Origin of the sequence: Curvibacter cyanobacteriorum, from assembly GCF_028649475.1 — a bacterium.
Lineage (GTDB): Bacteria > Pseudomonadota > Gammaproteobacteria > Burkholderiales > Burkholderiaceae_C > Curvibacter > Curvibacter cyanobacteriorum.
The window spans coordinates 183,827-204,324 of the sequence record NZ_JAQSIP010000006.1; the positions used below are offsets into that span (position 1 = coordinate 183,827).

At 67.1% G+C, this 20,498-nt stretch carries 14 protein-coding genes and 1 pseudogene; 5 read left to right on the forward strand and 10 right to left on the reverse strand.

Annotated features, from left to right (window positions below):
* Nucleotides 1-268: 268 nt before the first annotated feature.
* Entirely contained in the window at nucleotides 269-1,702 is a 1,434-nt protein-coding gene (gene ccoG, locus PSQ40_RS14210; protein WP_273952226.1) for a cytochrome c oxidase accessory protein CcoG, read from the forward strand.
* 854 nt (nucleotides 1,703-2,556) lie between these two features.
* Here ccoG and PSQ40_RS14215 read toward each other — a convergent pair.
* Nucleotides 2,557-3,951 carry a DUF1501 domain-containing protein gene (locus PSQ40_RS14215; protein ID WP_273952227.1) on the reverse strand — a complete coding sequence of 465 codons (1,395 nt, stop codon included), beginning with the start codon at nucleotides 3,949-3,951 and terminating at the stop codon, nucleotides 2,557-2,559.
* 8 nt (nucleotides 3,952-3,959) lie between these two features.
* The gene (locus tag PSQ40_RS14220) at nucleotides 3,960-5,708 is read right to left on the reverse strand and encodes a DUF1800 domain-containing protein (protein WP_273952229.1); all 1,749 of its coding nucleotides are present in this window, start codon (nucleotides 5,706-5,708) and stop codon (nucleotides 3,960-3,962) included.
* Nucleotides 5,709-6,126: 418 nt separating this feature from the next.
* Here PSQ40_RS14220 and PSQ40_RS14225 point away from each other — a divergent pair, with 418 nt between their 5' ends.
* Together PSQ40_RS14225 and PSQ40_RS14230 are read left to right on the forward strand one after the other, a co-directional pair.
* On the forward strand, nucleotides 6,127-9,822 hold the full coding sequence (locus PSQ40_RS14225) for a PAS domain S-box protein (RefSeq protein ID WP_273952231.1): 3,696 nt from the start codon (nucleotides 6,127-6,129) through the stop codon (nucleotides 9,820-9,822).
* A 6-nt stretch (nucleotides 9,823-9,828) separates the two neighbouring features.
* Nucleotides 9,829-10,896 (forward strand): response regulator, encoded by a 1,068-nt coding sequence (locus PSQ40_RS14230; RefSeq protein WP_273952232.1) that lies wholly within the window; start codon nucleotides 9,829-9,831, stop codon nucleotides 10,894-10,896.
* 48 nt (nucleotides 10,897-10,944) lie between these two features.
* Here the strand turns inward: PSQ40_RS14230 and PSQ40_RS14235 are convergent, their stop codons facing one another.
* Both PSQ40_RS14235 and PSQ40_RS14240 read right to left on the reverse strand, forming a co-directional pair.
* Nucleotides 10,945-11,574, reverse strand: coding sequence for a YitT family protein (locus tag PSQ40_RS14235; protein WP_273952234.1), 630 nt, complete (start codon nucleotides 11,572-11,574; stop codon nucleotides 10,945-10,947).
* Nucleotides 11,575-11,814: 240 nt separating this feature from the next.
* Nucleotides 11,815-12,069 (reverse strand): hypothetical protein, encoded by a 255-nt coding sequence (locus tag PSQ40_RS14240; RefSeq protein ID WP_273952235.1) that lies wholly within the window; start codon nucleotides 12,067-12,069, stop codon nucleotides 11,815-11,817.
* Nucleotides 12,070-12,328: 259 nt separating this feature from the next.
* Here PSQ40_RS14240 and PSQ40_RS14245 point away from each other — a divergent pair, with 259 nt between their 5' ends.
* Nucleotides 12,329-14,107: a sensor histidine kinase gene (locus PSQ40_RS14245; RefSeq protein WP_273952238.1), complete on the forward strand. Its 1,779-nt coding sequence runs from the start codon at nucleotides 12,329-12,331 to the stop codon at nucleotides 14,105-14,107.
* 204 nt (nucleotides 14,108-14,311) lie between these two features.
* On the opposite strand, the gene PSQ40_RS14250 is transcribed toward PSQ40_RS14245, so the two are convergent.
* The 6 genes and pseudogenes from PSQ40_RS14250 to PSQ40_RS14275 form a co-directional block, all read right to left on the reverse strand.
* The gene (locus PSQ40_RS14250; protein WP_273952240.1) at nucleotides 14,312-15,079 is read right to left on the reverse strand and encodes a lysophospholipid acyltransferase family protein; all 768 of its coding nucleotides are present in this window, start codon (nucleotides 15,077-15,079) and stop codon (nucleotides 14,312-14,314) included.
* Nucleotides 15,080-15,117: 38 nt separating this feature from the next.
* Nucleotides 15,118-16,425 carry a dihydroorotase gene (locus tag PSQ40_RS14255; protein ID WP_273952241.1) on the reverse strand — a complete coding sequence of 436 codons (1,308 nt, stop codon included), beginning with the start codon at nucleotides 16,423-16,425 and terminating at the stop codon, nucleotides 15,118-15,120.
* 19 nt (nucleotides 16,426-16,444) lie between these two features.
* A pseudogene (locus tag PSQ40_RS14260) lies at nucleotides 16,445-17,398 on the reverse strand (aspartate carbamoyltransferase catalytic subunit); the annotation flags it as partial.
* 40 nt (nucleotides 17,399-17,438) lie between these two features.
* On the reverse strand, nucleotides 17,439-17,951 hold the full coding sequence (gene pyrR, locus PSQ40_RS14265; RefSeq protein WP_273952244.1) for a bifunctional pyr operon transcriptional regulator/uracil phosphoribosyltransferase PyrR: 513 nt from the start codon (nucleotides 17,949-17,951) through the stop codon (nucleotides 17,439-17,441).
* Nucleotides 17,948-18,373, reverse strand: a complete 426-nt coding sequence (gene ruvX, locus PSQ40_RS14270; protein WP_273952246.1) for a Holliday junction resolvase RuvX — start codon at nucleotides 18,371-18,373, stop codon at nucleotides 17,948-17,950. The genes pyrR and ruvX overlap by 4 nt, the downstream gene beginning before the upstream one ends.
* Nucleotides 18,370-18,969, reverse strand: coding sequence for a YqgE/AlgH family protein (locus PSQ40_RS14275; protein WP_273952248.1), 600 nt, complete (start codon nucleotides 18,967-18,969; stop codon nucleotides 18,370-18,372). The genes ruvX and PSQ40_RS14275 overlap by 4 nt, the downstream gene beginning before the upstream one ends.
* A 21-nt stretch (nucleotides 18,970-18,990) precedes the next feature.
* Between PSQ40_RS14275 and PSQ40_RS14280 the strand changes: the two genes are divergently transcribed.
* Nucleotides 18,991-20,460, forward strand: a complete 1,470-nt coding sequence (locus PSQ40_RS14280; RefSeq protein WP_273952249.1) for a cryptochrome/photolyase family protein — start codon at nucleotides 18,991-18,993, stop codon at nucleotides 20,458-20,460.
* Nucleotides 20,461-20,498 lie beyond the last annotated feature (38 nt).

Genomic DNA, 20,498 nt, shown 5'->3' on the forward strand with positions numbered 1-20,498 from the left:
CCAAGTCCTTGTCATCATTGGATTTTTTGATCCAGAGCTGGATGGCACAGAAATTGATATACCCAGGGACATGTCAGCCGTTCACGATCAAAGCAACCCCCTCAGGTTGTCGGCCCAAGGGCCGACCGGCACACGGTACGACACACCCGGCGCGGGCTGAGAAATGGACCCACATCACGCCTCATTCCCCGCCATTGCCAACCCTCCACTCACGCCGTCGCCCCCCCAACGGAGCAAGCAGGCGGCCCAAAAGCCAAGGGAGACCTTCATGACCCCCACCCCTCACCCCCCCAAAGTCATCCCCATCGTGGCGGCCCCTGCCGATGACACCGAGGTGTTCCTCTACGCCGCGAGCAAGAAGATCCACCCCCGATCCGTCAGCGGCTTGTTCGCGCGCTGGCGTTGGAGCCTGGTGTTCCTGACCCAAATCGTCTTCTACGGCCTGCCATGGCTGGAGTGGGGCCAGCGCCAAGCCATCTTGTTTGACTTGGAAGCCCGGCGCTTTTACCTGCTCGGCATCGTGCTCTACCCACAGGATTTCATCTATCTGACGGGCCTGCTGGTGATTTCGGCGCTGTCATTGTTCCTTTTCACGGCGGTGGCTGGACGGCTGTGGTGCGGCTACGCCTGCCCGCAAACCGTCTACACCGAAATCTTTTTGTGGATCGAGCGGCGCTTTGAGGGTGACCGCATGGCCCGGATCCGCCTCGATGACGCCCCGTGGTCGCTCCAGAAACTGGGCCGCCGAGGCGGCAAGCACCTGGTCTGGCTGCTGGTGGCGTTGTGGACGGGGTTCACCTTTGTCGGTTACTTCACCCCCATCCAAACCCTGGCTCTCGAGGTCGTGAACCGCCAGCTAGGCCCCTGGGAAACCTTCTGGGTGGTGTTCTACGGCTTTGCCACCTACGGCAACGCCGGCTTCATGCGCGAGCAGGTGTGCAAGTACATGTGCCCCTACGCCCGCTTCCAGAGCGCCATGTTCGACAAGGACACACTGATCGTCACCTACGACGAAGCCCGTGGTGAACCGCGCGGCAAGCGCCTGCGCAAGACCGATCCCGCCGCCATCCGCCAAGGGGCCTGCGTCGACTGCGAGCTGTGCGTGCAGGTCTGCCCCACCGGCATCGACATCCGCAAGGGCTTGCAATACGAGTGCATTGGCTGTGGTGCCTGCGCCGACGTCTGCGACACCGTCATGGACAAGCTCAGCTACCCGCGTGGCCTGATCCGATACGCCACCCAGAACGCGATCAAGAACGGGTGGAGCCAGGCCCAGATCCTGCGCCGCATCCTGCGCCCGCGGGTGTTGATCTACAGCGCCATTTTGCTGACATTGACCGGGGCCTTGTTCTCGCACCTGATGCTGCGCACCCCACTGCGCGTCGACGTGGTGCGAGACCGCGCCGCGCTATCGCGGATAGTGCCCGGCGGGATGCTGGAGAACGTGTACCGCTTGCAGGTCATGAACGCCACCGAGACAACCCAGGTCTACCGCATTGGCGCCACGGGTCTGGACGGCCTCAAGGTGGCCTCCGACGAACTGGTCACGGTGGGGCCAGCCGAGTCCCGCTGGGTGCCGGTGCGACTGCAATTGCCGTATGGCTCGGTGGCCTCTGGCTCACACCCGGTCTACTTTGAGATCGGCGCCAACGGTGACAGCGCTCATGTGTCGGAAAAGTCGGTGTTCCTGGTGCCCCGTTGACGACGCTGGAGGTGAGCCCCCCCCTCTTTGACCATGACCGCCCAGGGAATGGGGGCCCCGGACGGTGGCTCGCCAGTGACAGACTTCCGTCCCGACGGGTGGCCAGCGCGGCCCGCCGCCCAGCCCGGCCCCTCCCCACAGACGTTGTGAAACCGCGGTACGACCGGAAAGCCTTCGGACGCAGACAGGAATCGAAGTCGCCAGTGCCATGGCCGCCCCTGTTGGTAGGCAGGTTGTTGGTACTTGAATCATTGGCACCAACAGATACCCACAGCAGTACCAACAAAAATTGGAGCGTTGACGGTCTCCATTGAGGTGGCGTGAGACAAGAAAAAACCCGCAACGCTGAGAGGCATGCGGGTTTTGAGGTGCGGTGAGTTGAATTGGTGTTGGTACTTGGTCCCCCCGACAGGAATCGAACCTGTATCTAGCGCTTCATACCACTTCGGCTTTCGCCGCCGCGCGCGGCATGACGGTGCGATGCGCGTGCGTTCGTGGTCTGGACTATGCCTTTGCCGTGGGCCCATCGGGCCGGTAGGCAGGAGCCGTCTAGTCTCTACACCTTCCCGGAAAACCGGGCTTGGCTCGGCGTTGCCACAGGGCCTGTGCAGGCCCCAGAGGGTTCACCGAATTTGACTCCATTCAGCCGAGGCTTTCGCCAGCGGCTGCCCATTGAAAGGAGGCACTTGTTCTATCCATTGAACTACGAGGAGAGCCCCCTATGCTAACAGCGGCCAGGCACGGCTTCGGGCACCCGCGGCGGATTTTGGCGTCAGGCCCGAATGCGCGCTCGCAGCGCAGCGCGCGGCCTCGCCCCACGAACCCCAGCGCCCCCAGCCAGCCCGACACCCCCTTCACGCGGCCATGAAGCCCAGGTTGGTGGTGCTGAAGTGGCGCAAATTGGGCAACACCAGGGCCATGTCGGTGGCCGACACCCCCAGCCAGGTGGCCAGGGTGGCCCCCAGCTGATCGACCGACAGGCTGGGCAGCAAGCGACCTTGGCCGACATCATCGGGGCCGTTGTTGGCGATCACAGGCGGGGTGCCCACAAAGCTCTGGCCTTTGACAGCCCCGCCCAGCACCCAGTGCATGCTGCCCCAGCCATGGTCCGACCCATCGCTGTTGCTGACCAAGGTGCGACCAAAGTCGGAGGCGGTGAAACTGGTCACCTGATCGGCCACCCCCAGCTCCACCGTGGCCTGGTAGAACGCGGCCATCGCGGAGCCCACGTTCTTGAGCAGACCCGGGTGGGTGTTCAGCAAACCATCGTGGGTGTCAAAGCCCCCCAGTGAAACAAAAAACACCTGGCGTTTGGTCCCCAGGGCAGACCGGGCGCCTATCAGGCGCGCCACCATCTTGAGCTGGTCGGCCAGCGAATTGGGGCTGGGGAACGCGGTGGCCAGCGTCACGCCGCTGAGTGCGGCGGTCATCTGGGCTTGGGCATCGATCGAGCGGGCGGTGACCCGTGCGTATTCGTTTTCGAACAGGTTGACGCGCGGCGCGGTCATCAACTGACGCAGGGCAGCACTGCAGGCCGAGGACCCGAACAAGGGGGACTGCAAACCCGACACGGGCACCGAACCCGTGGTGGACACCTGGTACTGCACCGCGCTTTTGCCAGACAGGTAGACCGCGTTGCCCGACACGCTGATGCAGGTGAAGGTGGCGTTGCCATTGCCCGAGGCGAACAGGTCGCCCATGCGCCCGCCCCAGCCCGAGGCGGCGCCCTCGGGGGACTCGGACTGCCAGTAGGACTGCTGATCGTTGTGCGAGAACAGCTTGGGCGGCAGCGGCACCGAGGCCGCCGTGTACTGCGCCTTGGTGGTCGGCTGAACCAACGTGCCCACATTCAGCAGCACGCTCATGCGCCCCGCGTCGAACAAGGGCAACAAGGGGTCGAGCCCCGGCGCCAGCGCGTATTGGCGCCCATCGGGCAGGGGCGTGCTCGGTTTGAGCAGCAACGGGGTGAGCGCCTGGCGGTCAATGGCCAGGTTGCTGCGAAAAAGCTGCTGTGTGTTGTAGCTGCTGAGGTCGTAAGGCACCAAGGTGTTGGCGTGGTCGTTGCCGCCATACAGGAAGACACAGACCAGGGCCTTGTAGTCGGTCGCGGTGGCCGCAGCGGCCTCGCCCATGGCCGCCAGGCTCAAGGCCCAGGGCGTGGCAGGGCCCGCCAGCGACAGCGCCGCACTGCGGCGCAAAAAGGCACGACGCGACGCGTTGTCGGGTGCGATGTGGGGCGCTTGGTTCATGCTCGGCCTCATTTCTGGACGATGTACTCGGGCGCCGCCAGCACCAGCACCAAGGCGGCATGGACGCGGTTGCGCAACTGGGCGGGGGTGGCCGAGGGCATGGTGTTGAGCGCGCTCTGCAGGCTCGCCAGGGTGGCCGCCGACAACTGACTGGCGGCCAGCACCTGGTTGATCTCCTGCAGCAAATCACCCGCATTGCCCGCCAGGGGCAACAGGCTGCTGTAGTCGGCGCTCAGGTCCCCGGCCCCACTGCCCGCCACCACGCGCTGCATCCAGTTGAGGTAGCCCGCCACCGAGGACTCGTTGGTGATCTGGAACTCGGGGCCGGTCAGGCCTTGGGAGGTCAACGCCGTGCCGGGCGGCACATAACCCGGCCTGAAAAAGTTGAACACCGAGCCCGAACGCATGGGGCTCTGGCCCAGTCGCGTGGCCGGGTCCGAGGTGTCGCCCACGGCCCACAGGCCCGACGGGGAGTTGGCGCCAAAGGCCCGGGCCCAGTTCAGAAAGCGCACCACAGGCTCGCGCAACTTGCCCTGGCTGGGCTGCGCCATCCGGGCAGAATCACGCGCCTCCGTGTCCAGCAGGATGGCCCGCAGCACCGCTTGCAGATCGCCTCGCACGCCCGCACCGTTGTTGCTGAACACCGCGGACACCCGGGCCACATAAGCCGGGCTGGGGTTGCTGGTGACCAGCCGCTGAATCAACTGGCGCCCCACGAAAGGCGGCAGATTGGGGTGCAGGAACAGCGTGTCGAGCGCGGTGTTCAAGGCCTCGGTGGCCGACACCCCCGCGGCGATGGTGGTGCCCAAGAAAGCCTTGCTGCCGGTCTCATACCGGCTGGCCGTGTTGACCATGGGCCGCACCTGCACGTCGGGCGGGTACGGCGTGGTGAGGCCACTCACGTCCTGGTTCCATCCCGTGAAGACGCGCGCCAAGCCACTGACGTCGGCCTGCTGGTACGTCTCCAGGGGGGCGCCACTGCTGTGGGTCTTGACGCTGCCATCGGCGTTGAGTTGCACCAAGCCGATGGTGAACAACTGCATCAGTTCGCGGGCATAGTTCTCGTCGGGCTGGCTGCCCGTGTTGGGGTTGGCCTTTTGGTTGCCACGGTAGGTGAGGTAGTAGCCCATGGCCGGGCTGAGTGTGATCTGCTGCAACAGGGTGCGGTAGTTGCCAAAGGCGTGGGTCTCCAGCAGGTCGAGGTAGTTGGCCACCGAGAACTGGCGCCACTGGGCGTTGATGCCCAGCACCGACACCACGCAGAGCTCCGACAAGGCCAGGACCATGCGCTGACGCAGTGGGTCGGTCGAGCTGATGAACTTGCGCCAGAGGGTGTTGTCCAGTCCGGCAGTGCTGTTGATGTAGCTGGCGTCTGCGTATCCGCGGGCCTTGAGCCAGTCCACATGGCCCTGGCTGCGCGGGGCCTTGAACTGCGCGTCGAGCCATTCGCTGTAGCTGCTGGCCATCAGCGCGTTCAAATCGGCCCGCGAATAGCCCAGCGTGGCCTGGCTCAAAAACCGGCCGGCCTCGGCCGCGGTGGGGCGGTTGCTGGGCACCACCACGGGGGCGGGGGTGCCGGTGTCACCGCCGCTGGAGGGGCCACCGCCCCCACCACCGCAGGCCACCACGCCCAGTGGCGCCGCGGCCGACAGCCAGGCCGGGCGCCATCGGTCTGTCGTGGGCTCAAGGGCCCCGCCAGGGGGCTCAGGGTGGGGCGCCGCCAAGGGCAGATCGTGGTTCAGGATCGTGGGGTTCACACAAACATCCTTTCTGCCCAGGGCTCGGGGGTCGGCCACGCGGGTGGCCCGGTTCACCCGGGCCTGCGCCAGACAACGCAACCGATGTCGCATTGGCTGACATGGTAGTTACAAATCGACCACCAAGGCGTTTCATGACCGACCTGATCAGGTTTTACCCCGGTGCGGGGACTGGCCCAGTGCGGGGGCACAGAGCCGGTCACGCAGACCACGTCCCCGAGGCCTCCCGCCACGCCGCAACGGAGTGGCGAGGACCTTTGGCCCAGGCTTGGCAAGGCCACTTGACCCAGCCCTGACGGCGGTCCAGCCAAGCTGCTAAAGGCACCACAGTTTCAGAAAATTTGTCAGATTCGGTCCTGGCAAGGTTCGACAAACGGACCTGGCCCGGCAAAATGGCAGCCGCAAACACCTGTGCCGCATGCCTGACCTGCTCGCCTCCTTCTTCTTGGTCGCCACCCCGGAGACCCCCTTGCTGCAGGGCCAGCACGATCCCTGGTTGGTCGGGCTGTCGGTGGTGGTGGCCATGCTCACCTCGGCCATGGCGCTGCAGCTGGCTGGGGTGGCCCGGCGCAACCGGCGTGCGGCCCTGTCCCAGGTCGCACTGGGCACCGGGGCCCTGACCTTGGGGGCGGGCGTCTGGGCCATGCACTTCATCGGCATGCTGGCCTTCGAGCTGTGCACCACGGTGCGCTTCAACCCCGGCCTGACCCTGGGCTCGATGCTGCCGAGCCTGGGCGCGTCGTATGTGGCGCTGCGGGTGCTGTCCAAACGCCAGATCCAGCCCAGCCAACTGCTGATCGGGGGCACCCTGGTCGGGGCGGGCATCGGGCTGATGCATTACAGCGGCATGGCCGCCATGGAGATGGGCCCGGTGCTGCGCTACGACCCGTGGTGGTTCCTGGGTTCGATCGCGGTGGCGGTGGTGTTGGCGGTGCTGGCCCTGTGGATTCGCTTTGAGCTGCGCCGCCGCAATCAGCTGAGCCCGGGGCAAGCCGTGGCCTTGGGCGGCATGGTGATGGGCATGGCCATCGCGGGCATGCACTACATGGCGATGGGTGCTGCGCGCTTTGTCGGTCAGGACGAGGTCGGTTTCGTCGCCGACCTGAGCCGCAACAACTCGCTGGCCTTGACGATTGCGCTGATCACCCTGGTGATCAGCATGTTGACCGCGGCCGTCAACGCCGCCTTGCGCTACCGCCAGATCTACCGCGAGCTGACGGTCAGCGAAGCGCGCCTGCAAGCTGTGCTGGACACCGCCGTCGACGGCGTGATCAGCATGAACCCGCGCGGTGAGATCCAGGCCTTCAACCCCGCCGCCGAGCGCATTTTTGGCTGGCGCTCGGCCGAGGTGCGGGGCCGGCCCATCACCGACCTGCTGCCAGACCTGCACGATGGTGGGCCCCAGGCCACGACCGGTTCGCGTTTGTCAGCCCTGGTCGGATCGGTGCGTGAACTCGATGGCCTGCGCCGGGACGGCAGCCGCCTGCCCGTGCGCCTCGCCATTGGCCATGCCGCTGACAGCGAAGATTCGCTGTGGGTGGGTTTCGTGACCGACCTGACCGAACGCCGACGCATCGAAGACGCGCTGGCCGAAAGCGAACAACAACACCGCAGCCTGATCGCCAACATCCCCGGCGCCACCTTCCGTTGCCGTTACCAGCGCGACCAGGGCAAGGGTGAGCTGATCTTTGTCAGCGACGCCATCGAGGCCATGAGCGGTTGGCCGGTGGCCGACTTCCTGCACCAGCAGCGCCGCCTGGACCAGTTGGTGCACCCCATTGACCGAGAGCGGGTGGAGCGCCTCACCCGCCAGGCGCTGCAGGAGGCCGGTGCCTACGTGATCGAATACCGCTTGCAGACGGCCCAAGGCGAGGAACTGTGGGTGTCTGAGACCGCGGGCCTGGTGCGCGACAGCCGCGGGCAAGCCAACTGGGTTGATGGCATCTTGATGGATGTGACCCAAAGCAAGCTGCGCAACGCGGACTTCGAGGGCGTGGTGCAGGCCATCCGGCGCGCGCTGGTGGTGATCGAGTTCGACCTGCACGGCACCATCCTCAACGTCAACCAGAACTTCTTGCAACTGACGGGTTACCAGGCCGAGGAACTGGTGGGCCAACCGCACCGGGTGCTGTGCCTGCCCGAAGACGCCGACCACCCCGACTACGCGGCCCATTGGGCTGCGCTGCGCCGCGGCGAGTTCCGCAGCGGTGAATTCCACCGCCTGGGCAAACACAAGAAAGACATCTGGATCCACGCCACCTACAACCCCATCCTCGATGTGGACGGGGCGCCCAGCCGGGTCATCAAGTTCGTCAACGACCTGTCCGAGCGCCACGCCATGGAGCAGGACCTGCGCCTGGCCAAGGACAAGGCCGAGCAGGCCGCGGCCTCCAAGAGCACCTTCCTGGCCAACATGAGCCACGAGATCCGCACCCCCATGAACGCCATCATCGGCTTCACCGAGGTGGTGCTTGAATCCCCCCTGAGCGACACCCAGCGCCAGCACCTGAACACCATCAACCGCTCGGCGCGCTCCCTGCTCAGCCTGCTCAACGACATCCTGGACACCGCCAAGATGGAGCACGGCTCGGTGCAACTCGAGGTCAAGGACTTCTCGCTGCGCGAGCTGTGCCATGACCTGCTGGCCACGCTGCGCCTGGGGGCCGCAAGCAAGGGCCTGGGCCTGCACTGCGACTACCCGGATGAGCTGCCCAGCTTCTTCCGTGGCGACGCCCTGCGGCTGCAACAGGTCATGTTGAACCTGCTGGGCAACGCGATCAAGTTCACAGAAAAGGGCGAGGTCCGACTGACCGTGCGGCGCGACGGTGAGACCCTGGTGCTGGCCGTGCGCGACACCGGCATCGGCATCCCTGCCGACCGCCTGGAGCGCATCTTCGACCCCTTCTCGCAAGCCGACGCGTCGATGACGCGGCGCTTTGGCGGCACCGGTCTGGGCACCACCATCGCACGCCAACTGGTGCAGCTGATGGGGGGCGAGATCCAGGTCACCAGCACCCTCGGCGAGGGCAGCGAGTTCACCGTGCAGGTGCCGCTGCCGCTGGGCCAGGCGCCCCTCGACAGCCCGCAGGAGCTGGCGGCCGTGCAACTGCCCCCGCTGCGCATCCTGGTGGCCGACGATGTGCCGCAAAACCTGGAGCTGCTGAGCCTGCGCCTGGGCCGCCTGGGCCATGAGGTCAGCACCGCGCAGGATGGCGAACAGGCCTGCGCACAGATCGAATCGCAGGCGTTTGACGTGGTGCTGATGGACGTGCAGATGCCCCGCCTGGATGGCCTGGCCGCCACCCGCCGCGTGCGCGAGTGGGAACGCCGTCAGGGCCGGCCCCCGGTGCCCGTGATCGCACTGACCGCCAGCGTGCTCGAAGAAGACCGCCGCGCCACCGAAGACGCCGGCATGAATGGCTTTGCCGTCAAGCCGGTGGACCTGGCACGCCTGCTGGCCGAGATCGCGCGGGTCACCCAGCTCGGTCAGGTGGCCGACCTGGCCAACGCCACCCAGCAGGCCCACGGCCAGGCCCATGACCCCGAGCACGATGGCGTCGACTGGGCCCGTGGCAGCGCCTTGTGGGGCGATGTCCAGACCCTGGTCAGCCGCATCCGGCAGTTCCTGACCGACACATTGCAACAGCTGCCGCCCCTGTTGCAAGACCTCGACGACCAGACCCTGAAAGCCCAGGCCCACCGACTGCACGGTGCCGCCGCCAACCTGGCTCTGCCCCGGGTACAAGCCATGGCGGCCGCGCTGGAGCAAAGCCCGGCCACCGGGCCAGAACAGCAAGTGGCCTGGCTGGTGCTGCAGGCGGAGATGCAGGCCCTGCTCGACCAGCTGCCCGGCGAGCCGGCCACGACACCGGCCCCCAAGACCGCCGCGCCCCACGCCGAGCCCGCGGCGGCCCTGAACCCCGACGATGTGCGCGAACTGATCGAGCACCTGCAACGCGGCGAACTGCCTGACGCGGCGCTGCAGCGCCTCAGTGCCGCGCTCGACGCGCCGCGCCGCGAGGCCCTGCAAAACGCCATCGACGGTTTTGACTTCGACCAGGCGTTGGCCCTGGCCCAGCAACTGCCATCGGCGCCCCCTGAGGCCGCGCCCTGACCCGACATGACCCAGTCCCCTCCCGTCACGGACCGCCGTCCCCGCCTGCTGCTGGTGGACGACGAGCCCACCAACCTGCAGGTGCTGAAACAGATCTTGCAGGCAGACTACCGCCTGCTGTTCGCGCGCGACGGCGAAAAAGCCCTGCAACTGGCCGCCCAGGAGCAGCCCCAGCTGATCCTGCTCGACGTGATGATGCCGGGCCTGACCGGCCTGGAGGTGTGCCGGCGCCTGAAGGCCGACCCCGCCACGGTGGGCATCCCGGTGATTTTTGTCACCGCCCTGGCGGACGAAAACCACGAAACCGAAGGCTTTGCAGCGGGGGCGGTGGACTACGTGACCAAGCCTGTCAGCCCCCCGATCGTGCGCGCCCGGGTGCGCACCCACCTGTCCCTGGTGCGGGTCGAGGACCTCAAGCAGAGCCGGCTCGAGATCGTGCAGCGCCTGGGTCGGGCGGCGGAATTCAAGGACAACGAAACCGGCCGCCATGTGATCCGCATGAGCCACTTCGCGCGGGCCTTGGCCCTGGCCGTGGGTTACAGCGAGGAGGACGCCGATGAACTGCTGCACGCGGCCGCGATGCACGACATCGGCAAGATCGGCATCCCCGACGCCATCCTGCTCAAAAAGGGCAAGCTCACCGAGGAGGAGTGGCAGGTCATGCGCCGCCACCCTGATATGGGCGCCGCCATCATCGGCGACCACCCTTCGCGGCTGCTGCAAATGGCCCAGCGCGTGGCCCTGAGCCACCACGAGCGCTGGGACGGCGGCGGCTACCCCGCGGGCCTGCAAGGCGAAGCCATCCCGCTGGAGGGGCGCATCGTGGCCATTTCGGATGTGTTTGACGCCCTGACCAACGAGCGGCCCTACAAAAAGGCCTGGCCGGTGGAGGACGCCATCGCCCTGTTGCAACAGGAGTCAGGGCGGCATTTCGACCCCCATCTGGTGCAACGCTTCATTGGGCTGATGCCGGAGATCCAGCGCATCCGCGCCCAGTGGCCCGAGACCGAGACCGAGACCGAGACCGAGACCGACGCCGCGCCCACCCAGGGCCCCACGCCCTCCGCGGGCTGACCCCCGGCGCAGCAGCCCCCCAGCGCCGAGGCGGCGCGACGCCGTCCTTCAGCGCCCGACGTAGCGGCCTGGCCGGTGGCTGATCCAGAGGAACACGCTCATCACCACCGCCGCGAGCACCGAGTAGGCCACGCGCTCCAGCGGCACCACCGCCAGCGACATCAGCAGCACGCTGCAGTCGATCACCATCTGGGCCTTGCCAGCGCGGATGCCCCAACGCTCCTGCAGGTACAGCGACACGATGGTGGCGCCCCCCAGGCTGGACTTGTGGCGGGCCAGGAACAGGCAGCCCGTGCCCAGCAGCAGCCCCCCGAGCACCGCCGCGAACAGCGGGTTCAGGTAGTCCACATGGATGACGTGCGGGAACAGCTCCACCAGGGCCGACAGCAGGGCCACCGACAGGAAGGTCTTGAGCGTGAACTCGTGGCCCATGCGGGTCCAGGCGAACCAGTAAAACGGCAGGTTGACCACAAAGAACAACTTGCCAAACGAGATGCCGGTCAGGTAATGGATCAGGAAACCCACCCCGGCCGTGCCGCCGATCAGCAGCCCCGACTGGTTGAACAACATCAGGGCCATGGCCACGAACAGCGTACCGGCCAGCAAGGCCTGGGCATCTTCGTAAGCACCGTGGCGCAAGGACGGCGGGAGCGCAGGAGACGGCGAAGTGGGAGTCATGACAAAAGCAAAAGGCAACCATCGGATGGACAGTGCACACAAACCTGGCGCCCAGCCCCCTTGTGGGGAGCCCGGGCGGCGACGCGTCGATTGTCGCTGGATTGCGTGCCGACTTAGTAGAAACCCTAGCATTTGACGTGCCAATTCCCATGCACCGGCTTGGTGCCTCGGGACGTCCGAATGGCGGCGTGCCAGCGCCTCAGCCACACGCTGGCCCCCAGGGACGGGCGCAGCACAGCCTCAGTCGGACACCGAGGGGTTACGCCACAGGCCGGGCTCCGCGGGCCCGTCCCCGCCGGGCCAGCCCAGGACCAGGAAGCAGCGCTCGCAGCGCGCATACAACACCGGGTCATGCAAGGACCAGGCGAGGTGTTTGTCGCGCAAACGCGCGCCGCAGAACACCGCCTCGTCGATCTCGACCAGGCCCACGCTCTTGCAGCGCGGGCAAGCCAGTGTCGGCAACGGGATATTGAATGCAGCAGCTTTGTTTGGCATGGGGCCCCTCCATCCGACGGCCCGACCCGGCGAGCCTGGTCCGTCAGGGCGGTGCCGCCGGCCCTGTTGGCAGTCCAGCGTCGGCGGCACGACCCCATCTTGGGGGAAATGCTGCATTGCAGCAATTTAATTCTGGAAAGCCACTGGCGTGCCTGGGGATGTCACTTCCATGCCGACTGGGTCAAATCTATTGAATCCATCAAAGTTACCGCCGATCAGCCTCGTCTTATGATGTGACCTTCACTCCCCCACCGATGCCATGCCCGCCCTGACAACGCCCCCGCAGGCTTCTGACGCCCCACCCGCCCCGTCCGGGCCCGCGCTGTTCCGAGGCTTCACAGGCTCGCGGCTCAGCTGGATGGTGGCGCTCTCGGTGCTGGCCATGCTGTTTGCCGCCTGGGTGGCCGTGGCCCTGATGCTGAACCTCAAGGCGCGCGACGCCATCGAGGCCGAAGTCCGGCAAAACACCAACCTGGCCCGGGTGCTGCAAGAGCAAACCGTGCGCGTGCTGGCCACCGTGGACCAGGCCACCTTGCGCATGCGTGACGCGGTGATCGCCGGCAACCTGTCGCCGGCAGAGCTCAGCAGCATCGCCAACGAAACCGGCCTGGTGCCGCAAATCCTGACCCAGCTGTCCCTGGTCGGTGCGGATGGCCGCTTTCAAGGCAGCAACATCGACCCCACGGGCGAAAAAACCGGTCACGTCGACCTGTCGACGCGCGAACACATCCAGGTCCACACCCGCCCCGAGGCGGTGCCCTCAGCCACCCAGCAGATGAGCGAGAACGGCCTGTTCATCGGCAAGCCCGTGCTGGGCAAGGTGTCGGGCAAATGGACCATCCAGTTGTCGCGCAAGATCACCCGCCCCGACGGGCAGTTGCTGGGGGTGGTGGTGGCGTCGGTCAACCCCGCGTATTTCGAGCAGGTCTACCAGGGCGTGGCCCTCGGCGCCCAGGGCGGTGTGACCTTGCTGGGTTCGGACCGATTTGTGCGCGCCCGGGTGATTGGCGGCCAACCGGTGGGCATGGGCAGCGAGATTCCACCCAGCCCCAACGCCGCCAGTGTCGCCAGCAACAGCCCCCACGGCAGCTCCATCACCACCAGCGCCTTCGACAAGATCGAGCGCGTTTCCGCCTACCACCGCGTGGGCAACTACCCCCTTCGCGTGTTCGTGCTGACCAGCACCGAGGGCGCGCTGGCCGACTGGCGCAGCCTGCGCAACCTGTCGGTGGTGCTGACGGCGCTGTTCACCCTCGCGACCTTGATCGGGGCGGGGGTGTTCCTCAGCGGGGTGCGCAAGCTGGAGCAGCAAAACCAGGCGCTGGCCCTGAGCGAGGCGCAGGCCCAATCGGCCAGCCGTGCCAAGAGCGAATTCCTGGCCGCCATCTCGCACGAGTTGCGCACGCCGCTGACCAGCATCCGCGGCTTTGCCGAGCTCATGGAGATGCGGCTGGAGCAGCCACGCTTCAAGGAGCAGGCCGGCATGATCCGCAAGGCCGCCGAGCACCTCAACGCCTTGCTGTCCGAGATCCTCGACTTGGCCAAGGTGGAGGCCGGCGCCATGCCCGTGACGCCCGAACCCGTGGCGGTGCAGGACCTGGTGTCCTCGACCTTGGACTTCTTTGGCGTCACCGCGGCCCAAAAAGGCCTGGACCTGCGCCTGGACATGCGCCCCACAGCGCCCGCCCAATTGATGTGCGACAGCCTGCGCCTCAAGCAGATCCTCAACAACCTGCTCTCCAACGCCCTCAAGTTCACCCACGATGGCAGCGTCACCGTGGCGGTGGACAGCACGGCCGAATCGGTGTGCTTCCATGTCATTGACACCGGACCGGGCATCCCGGCGCACCTACATGAGACCATCTTTGAGCGCTTCCGCCAGGGCAATGACCGTGTCAGCTACGAGCACGGCGGCACCGGCCTGGGCCTGGCCCTGTCGCGCGCCCTCGCTGGTTTGATGGGGGGCACCTTGCAGGTGGCCTCGGTCGAGGGCGAAGGGGCGCATTTCACGCTGACCCTGCCCAACCAATCGGCTTGAGGGCCTCGGGCCAGGGCGGGCGCGGCGGCCCGTGCGGCGGGTGTCCGTGACGCGCGTCACGGAGCGGCAACCCCGGTCGGGCGCTCAGACAGCCCGGCGACAACACAGCCACGCGGCAGCGTGCGCTCACGCGATCGCACGAACTCACGAACTCACGAACTCACGAACGCAGTAAAACACCCACGCGCCACCGCGCGCAGCCCCTCAGGCAGCGAGTTCGCTGACGGTCTGCTGCAGGTCAAGCGCCCAGGCGCGGCGGTCGCGGCCATGGGCGTGCTCGGGCACGCCAAACTGCACCACCGCGGCGATCGGGTCGCTGCTCAGCGTGCGCCACAGCGAGCCCACCAGGGTGTCATCGCCGACATAGCACGGCGCCAGCGAGCGCGCGCCAGAGGCCACCTCGACGAACTTCAGCGCCACCGGTTGCACCGGGGCGTCGGCGGACACGGCCGCCTGCAGCAGGTTGGCATGGAAGGGCAGCACCTGCAGGCCATCGCCCGTGGTGCCCTCGGGGAACACCGCCAGCACATCGCCGGCCACCAGACTGGCATGCATGTCGTGAACCACGCGCAGCGCGTCGCGGCGCGAAGCCCGCTCGATGAACAAGGTGCCCGCCGCGGCCGCCATGGCGCCAATCAGCGGCCAGTGGCGCACCTCGGATTTGGAGACAAAGCGGCAGTGCCGGCTCGCGTGCAGCACCAAGATGTCGAGCCAGGAGATGTGGTTGCTGACCAGCAGCGCCGGCCCATGTGCCAGCGGCTGGCCCAGCACGCGCAACTCGATGCCCAGCACCCGCAGCATCTGCCGCGACCACTGCTCCACCTGCTGCGCGCGCTCGGCCTCGTTGAGGCGCGGAAAGCGCAGCAGCACCGTGGCCAGTCCGCTCAGCACCTGGCCCAGCACCCGCAACAAACGCCAGGCCGCGCGCGGGGCCCGGGCCCACCGCAGCGGGGGACGGCTGGGGGCGCTCATGCGCCCCCGCTGCGCAAGCAAGCGCCAGCGCTCATGGTTCAGGCCCGCTCAAAGGCCAGCTGACCACCCACCACGGTGTAGCGCACCTGGCCGGGCATGGCGCTGCCGCTGAGCTCGTAGGCAAACGGCGTGTGCTTGCCCTGGCTGCGCAGCGCCTGGGGCGTGACCTGCCAGGTGGCGCTCGGATCGAACAGGCACAGGTCGGCCACGCCACCTTCAACGATCTGGCCGATGCTGGCCTGCAGCGTGCCCAGCGCCGAGCCCAGCACCCGGGCCGGCTCGCGCGTCAGCACCGCCAGCGCGCGCGGCAGGCCGGCGCCGGTTTCCTCGCCCCACTTGAGGGCCAGGCTCAGCAGCAGCTCAAAGCCAGTGGCGCCAGGTTCGCTCTCGGCGAACGGCAGGGTCTTGGCGTCCTCGTCGACCGGGTTGTGGTCGGACACCAGGGCGTCGATGGTGCCGTCCTTGAGCGCTTCGCGCAGGGCCTCGCGGTCGCGCTGCTGACGCAGCGGCGGGGTCAGGCGCGCACGGCTGTCAAAGAAGCCGATGTCGGCGTCGATCAGGTGCAGCGAGTTGATGCTGACGTCACAGCTCACGGCCAGGCCTTCGGCCTTGGCCTGGCGCACCAGGGCCACGCCCGCAGCGCTGCTCAGGCGGCACAGGTGGACGCGCGCGCCGGTGCTGCGCTGCAGTTCAAAAATGGTGTGCAGCGCAATGGTTTCGGCCGCCACCGGCACACCGCTCAGGCCCAGGCGCGTGGCCAGCGGGCCGCTGGCGGCCACGCCCTTGCCCAGGTACAACTCCTGGGGGCGCAGCCACACGGTGTAGCCAAAAGTGCTGGCGTATTGCAGGGCGCGCTGCAGCACCTGGGTGCTGACCAGGGGCACTTCGGCCTGGCCAAAGCCCACGCAACCGGCCTCGGTCAGCTCGGCCATTTCGGTCAGCACCTCGCCCGCCAGGTTGCGCGTCAGGGCGCCCAGGGGGAACAGGCGCGACTGGTGCAGCTTCTCGGCGCGGAACTTGAGCATCTCGACCAGGCCGGGCTCGTCGAGCACGGGGTCGGTGTCGGGCAGGCAGACCACGCTGGTCACGCCGCCAGCCACCGCCGCGGCCATCTCGGACTCCAGCATGCCTTCGTGTTCGTGGCCCGGTTCGCGCAGCCGCGCGGCCAGGTCCACCAGGCCGGGGGCCACCACCAGGCCACGGGCGTCGATGACGCGCTGCGGCGTGAATTCGCCGCGCACCGGGCCAATCGACACAATGCGGCCCGCGGCCACGGCCACATCGGCCACCTCATCGCGGCCCGAGCTCGGGTCCAGCACGCGTCCGTTCGTGATCAGTAAGTTCATGGGGTGTTTGCTCCTGTGCTCAGGCTTCGTTGCCGGCGACGATGCTCATCACGGCCATGCGGACCGCGATGCCGAAGGTGACCTGAGGCAGGATCACCGACTGCTTGCCATCGACCACGGCGGAGTCGATCTCGACACCCCGGTTGATCGGGCCCGGGTGCATGACGATGGCGTCGGGCTTGGCCAGTTGCAGCTTTTCTTCGGTCAGGCCGAAGCTCTTGAAAAACTCTTGGCTCGAAGGCAGCAGCGCGCCGCTCATGCGTTCGTTCTGCAGGCGCAGCATGATCACCACGTCGCAGTCCTTGATGCCTTCTTCGAGGGTGTGGAAGACCTTCACGCCCATCTGGGCCATGTCGCTGGGCACCAGGGTCTTGGGGCCCACCACGCGCACCTCGGCACAGCCCAGGGTGGTCAGACCGTGGATGTCGGAACGCGCCACGCGCGAATGCAGCACGTCACCGACGATGGCCACCGTCAGGTTGGAGAAGTCCTTCTTGTAGTGCCGGATGGTGTACATGTCCAGCAGGCCTTGCGTGGGGTGCGCATGGCGACCGTCACCGGCGTTGATCACGTGCACATGGGGCGCCACGTGCTGGGCGATCAGGTAGGGCGCGCCCGACTCGCTGTGGCGCACCACGAACAAATCGGCCGCCATGGCCGACAGGTTGGCGATGGTGTCCAGCAGCGACTCGCCCTTGGAGGCCGAGGAGCGTGCGATGTCCAGGTTCAGCACGTCCGCCGACAGGCGCTTGGCCGCGATCTCAAAGGTGGTGCGGGTGCGCGTGCTGTTCTCGAAGAACAGGTTGAACACGCTCTTGCCGCGCAGCAAAGGCACCTTCTTGACCTCGCGGTCGTTGACGCTGACGAAGTTGGCCGCCGTGTCCAGGATGTGGGTGACGATGTCCTTGGGCAGGCCTTCGATGGAGAGCAGGTGGATCAGCTCGCCGTTTTTATTGAGTTGTGGGTTTCGTTTGTAGAGCATGGCGGTTCCCAGGGTCAGGACAGACGGCGGTTCAGGCGGCGGCTTCGACGTGGAAGCGGAAGACCCCGGCGTCATCGCGCGCCAGGGCCAGTTGGCTGCCCGCCGGCAGGGCCACGCGGGCGGCGGCGAAGTCCGCCTGGATCGGCAGCTGACGCCCGCCGCGGTCCACCAGCACGGCCAGGCGCACCGAGGCCGGGCGGCCGTAATCGAACAGCTCGTTGATCACGGCACGCAGCGTGCGACCGGTGTAGAGCACATCGTCGAGCAACAAGATGTCAGCCCCGTTAACGTCAAACGGCAGCTGGGTCTGGCCGGCCGAACTCAGGCCGCGCTGGGCAAAGTCATCGCGGTGCAGGGCCGACGAGATGACCCCGGGCTTGCCTGCCAGGCCCAGGTCTTTTTGCAGCCGCTCGACCAGCCAGGCACCGCCCGAGGTGATGCCCACCAGGCGGGTTTCAGGGCCCATCAGGGAACGGACACCGCGCAGCAACTCGCGGTACAGTGCTTCGGCATCGAGCACCAGGCTTCCGGTTGGCGAACTCAAGGCAGACTCCTCAAAAACTGTTCAAGAATGATGCACGCCGAGGCCGCGTCGGCGTCGCGCGCGCCCAGGGCATGGGCTTCGGTGGTGCTGTAACGCTCATCCACCTCGTACACGGTGAGGCCAAAACGGCCGTTCAGCTGACGCGCGAAACGGCGCGCCTTGCGGGTGTTGTCGTGCTCGGCGCCGTCGGGGTGAAAGGGCACCCCCACCACCAGCGCGTCGGGCTGCCATTCGCGGATGCGCGCCGCGATCGCCTCGAAGCGGCGGTCGCCCTCGATGGCAATGGTGGGCTGCGGCGTGGCCGAGCGGGTGAAGCGGTTGCCCACCGCGACGCCGGTGCGTTTGACACCAAAATCAAAAGCCAGAAACGATTGGAACTGGGCAGGAACCACCGGCACGGGCAGGCCGTCGGCAGCGCTCATGCGTGCCCCGCTTCGGGCGACAGCATCCAGCTTTGCAGGCCCAGCAGGGCCAGCGCCTGGTCGTAGCGCTCGTGGATCGGGGTCTCGAAGATCAGGCGGCTGTCGGCATCCACCGTGAGCCAGCTGTTTTCGGCCAGTTCAGACTCGAGTTGGCCACCGCCCCAGGACGAATAGCCCAGGGTGACGATGACACGGCGCGGGCCCGCGCCGGTGGACAGGGCTTCCAGCACATCGCGCGAGGTGGTCATCTCCAGGCCACCGGGAATGACCATGGTCGAGGCGTAGGCCGACTGGTCCCCGTCGGGGGTCCCGGCCACCATGGCGTCGTGCAGCACGAAACCGCGCTCGGTCTGCACCGGGCCGCCATGCAGCACGGGGGCGTCGCTGAGGTCGGTGCGACGCAGGGAAAGATCAACCTTGTCGAACAAGGCCTTCAGGCTGATGTCACTTGGCTTGTTGATGATGAGGCCCAGAGCACCACGTTCGCTGTGCTCGCACAGGTAAACCACGCTGCGCGCAAAAGCCTCATCCTCCAGCCCGGGCATGGCGATCAGGAAATGATTCGTCAGGTTGATGGGGGCAGAATCAGAGGGCATCCCTCGATTTTAACGGCCCCTATGCCCAAGCCTTACCACTCTGGTCTTTTCTGGTTCCGCCGCGACCTGCGCGCGCACGACAACGCCGGCCTGCACCAGGCCCTGAGCGAATGCGAACAGGTGCACTGCGTCTTTGTGCTGGACCGCGACATCCTGGACCCCCTGCCCCGGCAGGACCGGCGCGTGGAATTCATCGTGCGCAGCCTGGTGGAGCTGGACGCCGAGCTGCGCGAACTGGCCCAGCGCCCCGGCGTGGGCCTGCGGGTCGAGCACGCGCGCGCGGTCGAGGCCGTGCCCGCCCTGGCCCAACGCCTGGGCGTGCAGGCGGTGTTCTGCAACCACGACGACGAGCCCGCTGCGCTGGACCGCGACGCCCAGGTGCGCAGCACCCTGGCCCGCCAGGGCCAGGCCTTTCACACGCGCAAAGACCATGTGATCTTCGAGCGCCAGGAGGTGCTGACCCAGTCGGGCACGGTGTATGGCGTTTTCACGCCTTACAAGAACGCCTGGCTCAAAAAGCTGACGCCCTTCTACCTCCGGCCCTACCCGGTGGCGCGCCATGCCTCGGCCCTGGCGGAGGGGCCCGAGGGGGCCCCACCCCCCGTGCCCAGCCTGGCGGACATCGGGTTTGAGCCCAGCAACCTGCAGGCCCTGCGCCTGCCCACCGGCCGCAGTGGCGCCCAGGCGCTGCTGGCCGACTTCCTGCCCCGGCTGCCTCAGTATGGGCAGGCGCGCGATTTTCCGGCCATCAAGGGGCCCAGCTACCTCAGCGTGCACCTGCGCTTTGGCACGGTGTCGATCCGCCAGCTCGCCGGGCTGGCCCACGAGCGCGCCCAACAGGGCTGCGCGGGCGCTGCCACCTGGTTGTCCGAGCTGATCTGGCGCGACTTCTATGTGCAGATCCTGGCCAACCACCCACGCGTGGTGACGCACAGCTTCAAGCCCGAGTACGACGCCATCGAATGGGAACAAGGCCCCGAGGCCGAAGCCCTGTTCCAGGCCTGGTGCGAGGGTCGCACCGGCTACCCGCTGGTGGATGCGGCCATGCTGCAGCTCAACCAGACCGGCTACATGCACAACCGCCTGCGCATGGTGGTGGCGAGCTTTTTGGTCAAGGACCTGGGCATCGACTGGCGCTGGGGCGAGCGCTACTTCGCGCTGTACCTCAATGACTTTGACCTGTCGGCCAACAACGGTGGCTGGCAATGGGCCAGCTCCAGCGGCTGCGATGCCCAGCCGTATTTCCGCATCTTCAACCCGATCAGCCAGAGTGAGAAGTTCGACGCGGACGGCAAATTCATCCGCCGCTACCTGCCACAACTGGCCGCGCTGCCCAATGCCGACCTGCACGCGCCCTGGCTGGCCCGCCCGTTGACGCTGCAAGCCGCCGGGCTGCGCCTGGGCCAGGACTACCCCTTGCCCATCGTGCAGCACGATCAGGCCCGCGAGCGCACGCTGGCCCGCTACGCGGTGGTGAAGAAAAAAGACTGAGGCCTGGCCAGGGCTCGGCCGGGGCTGGGCTGGACCCG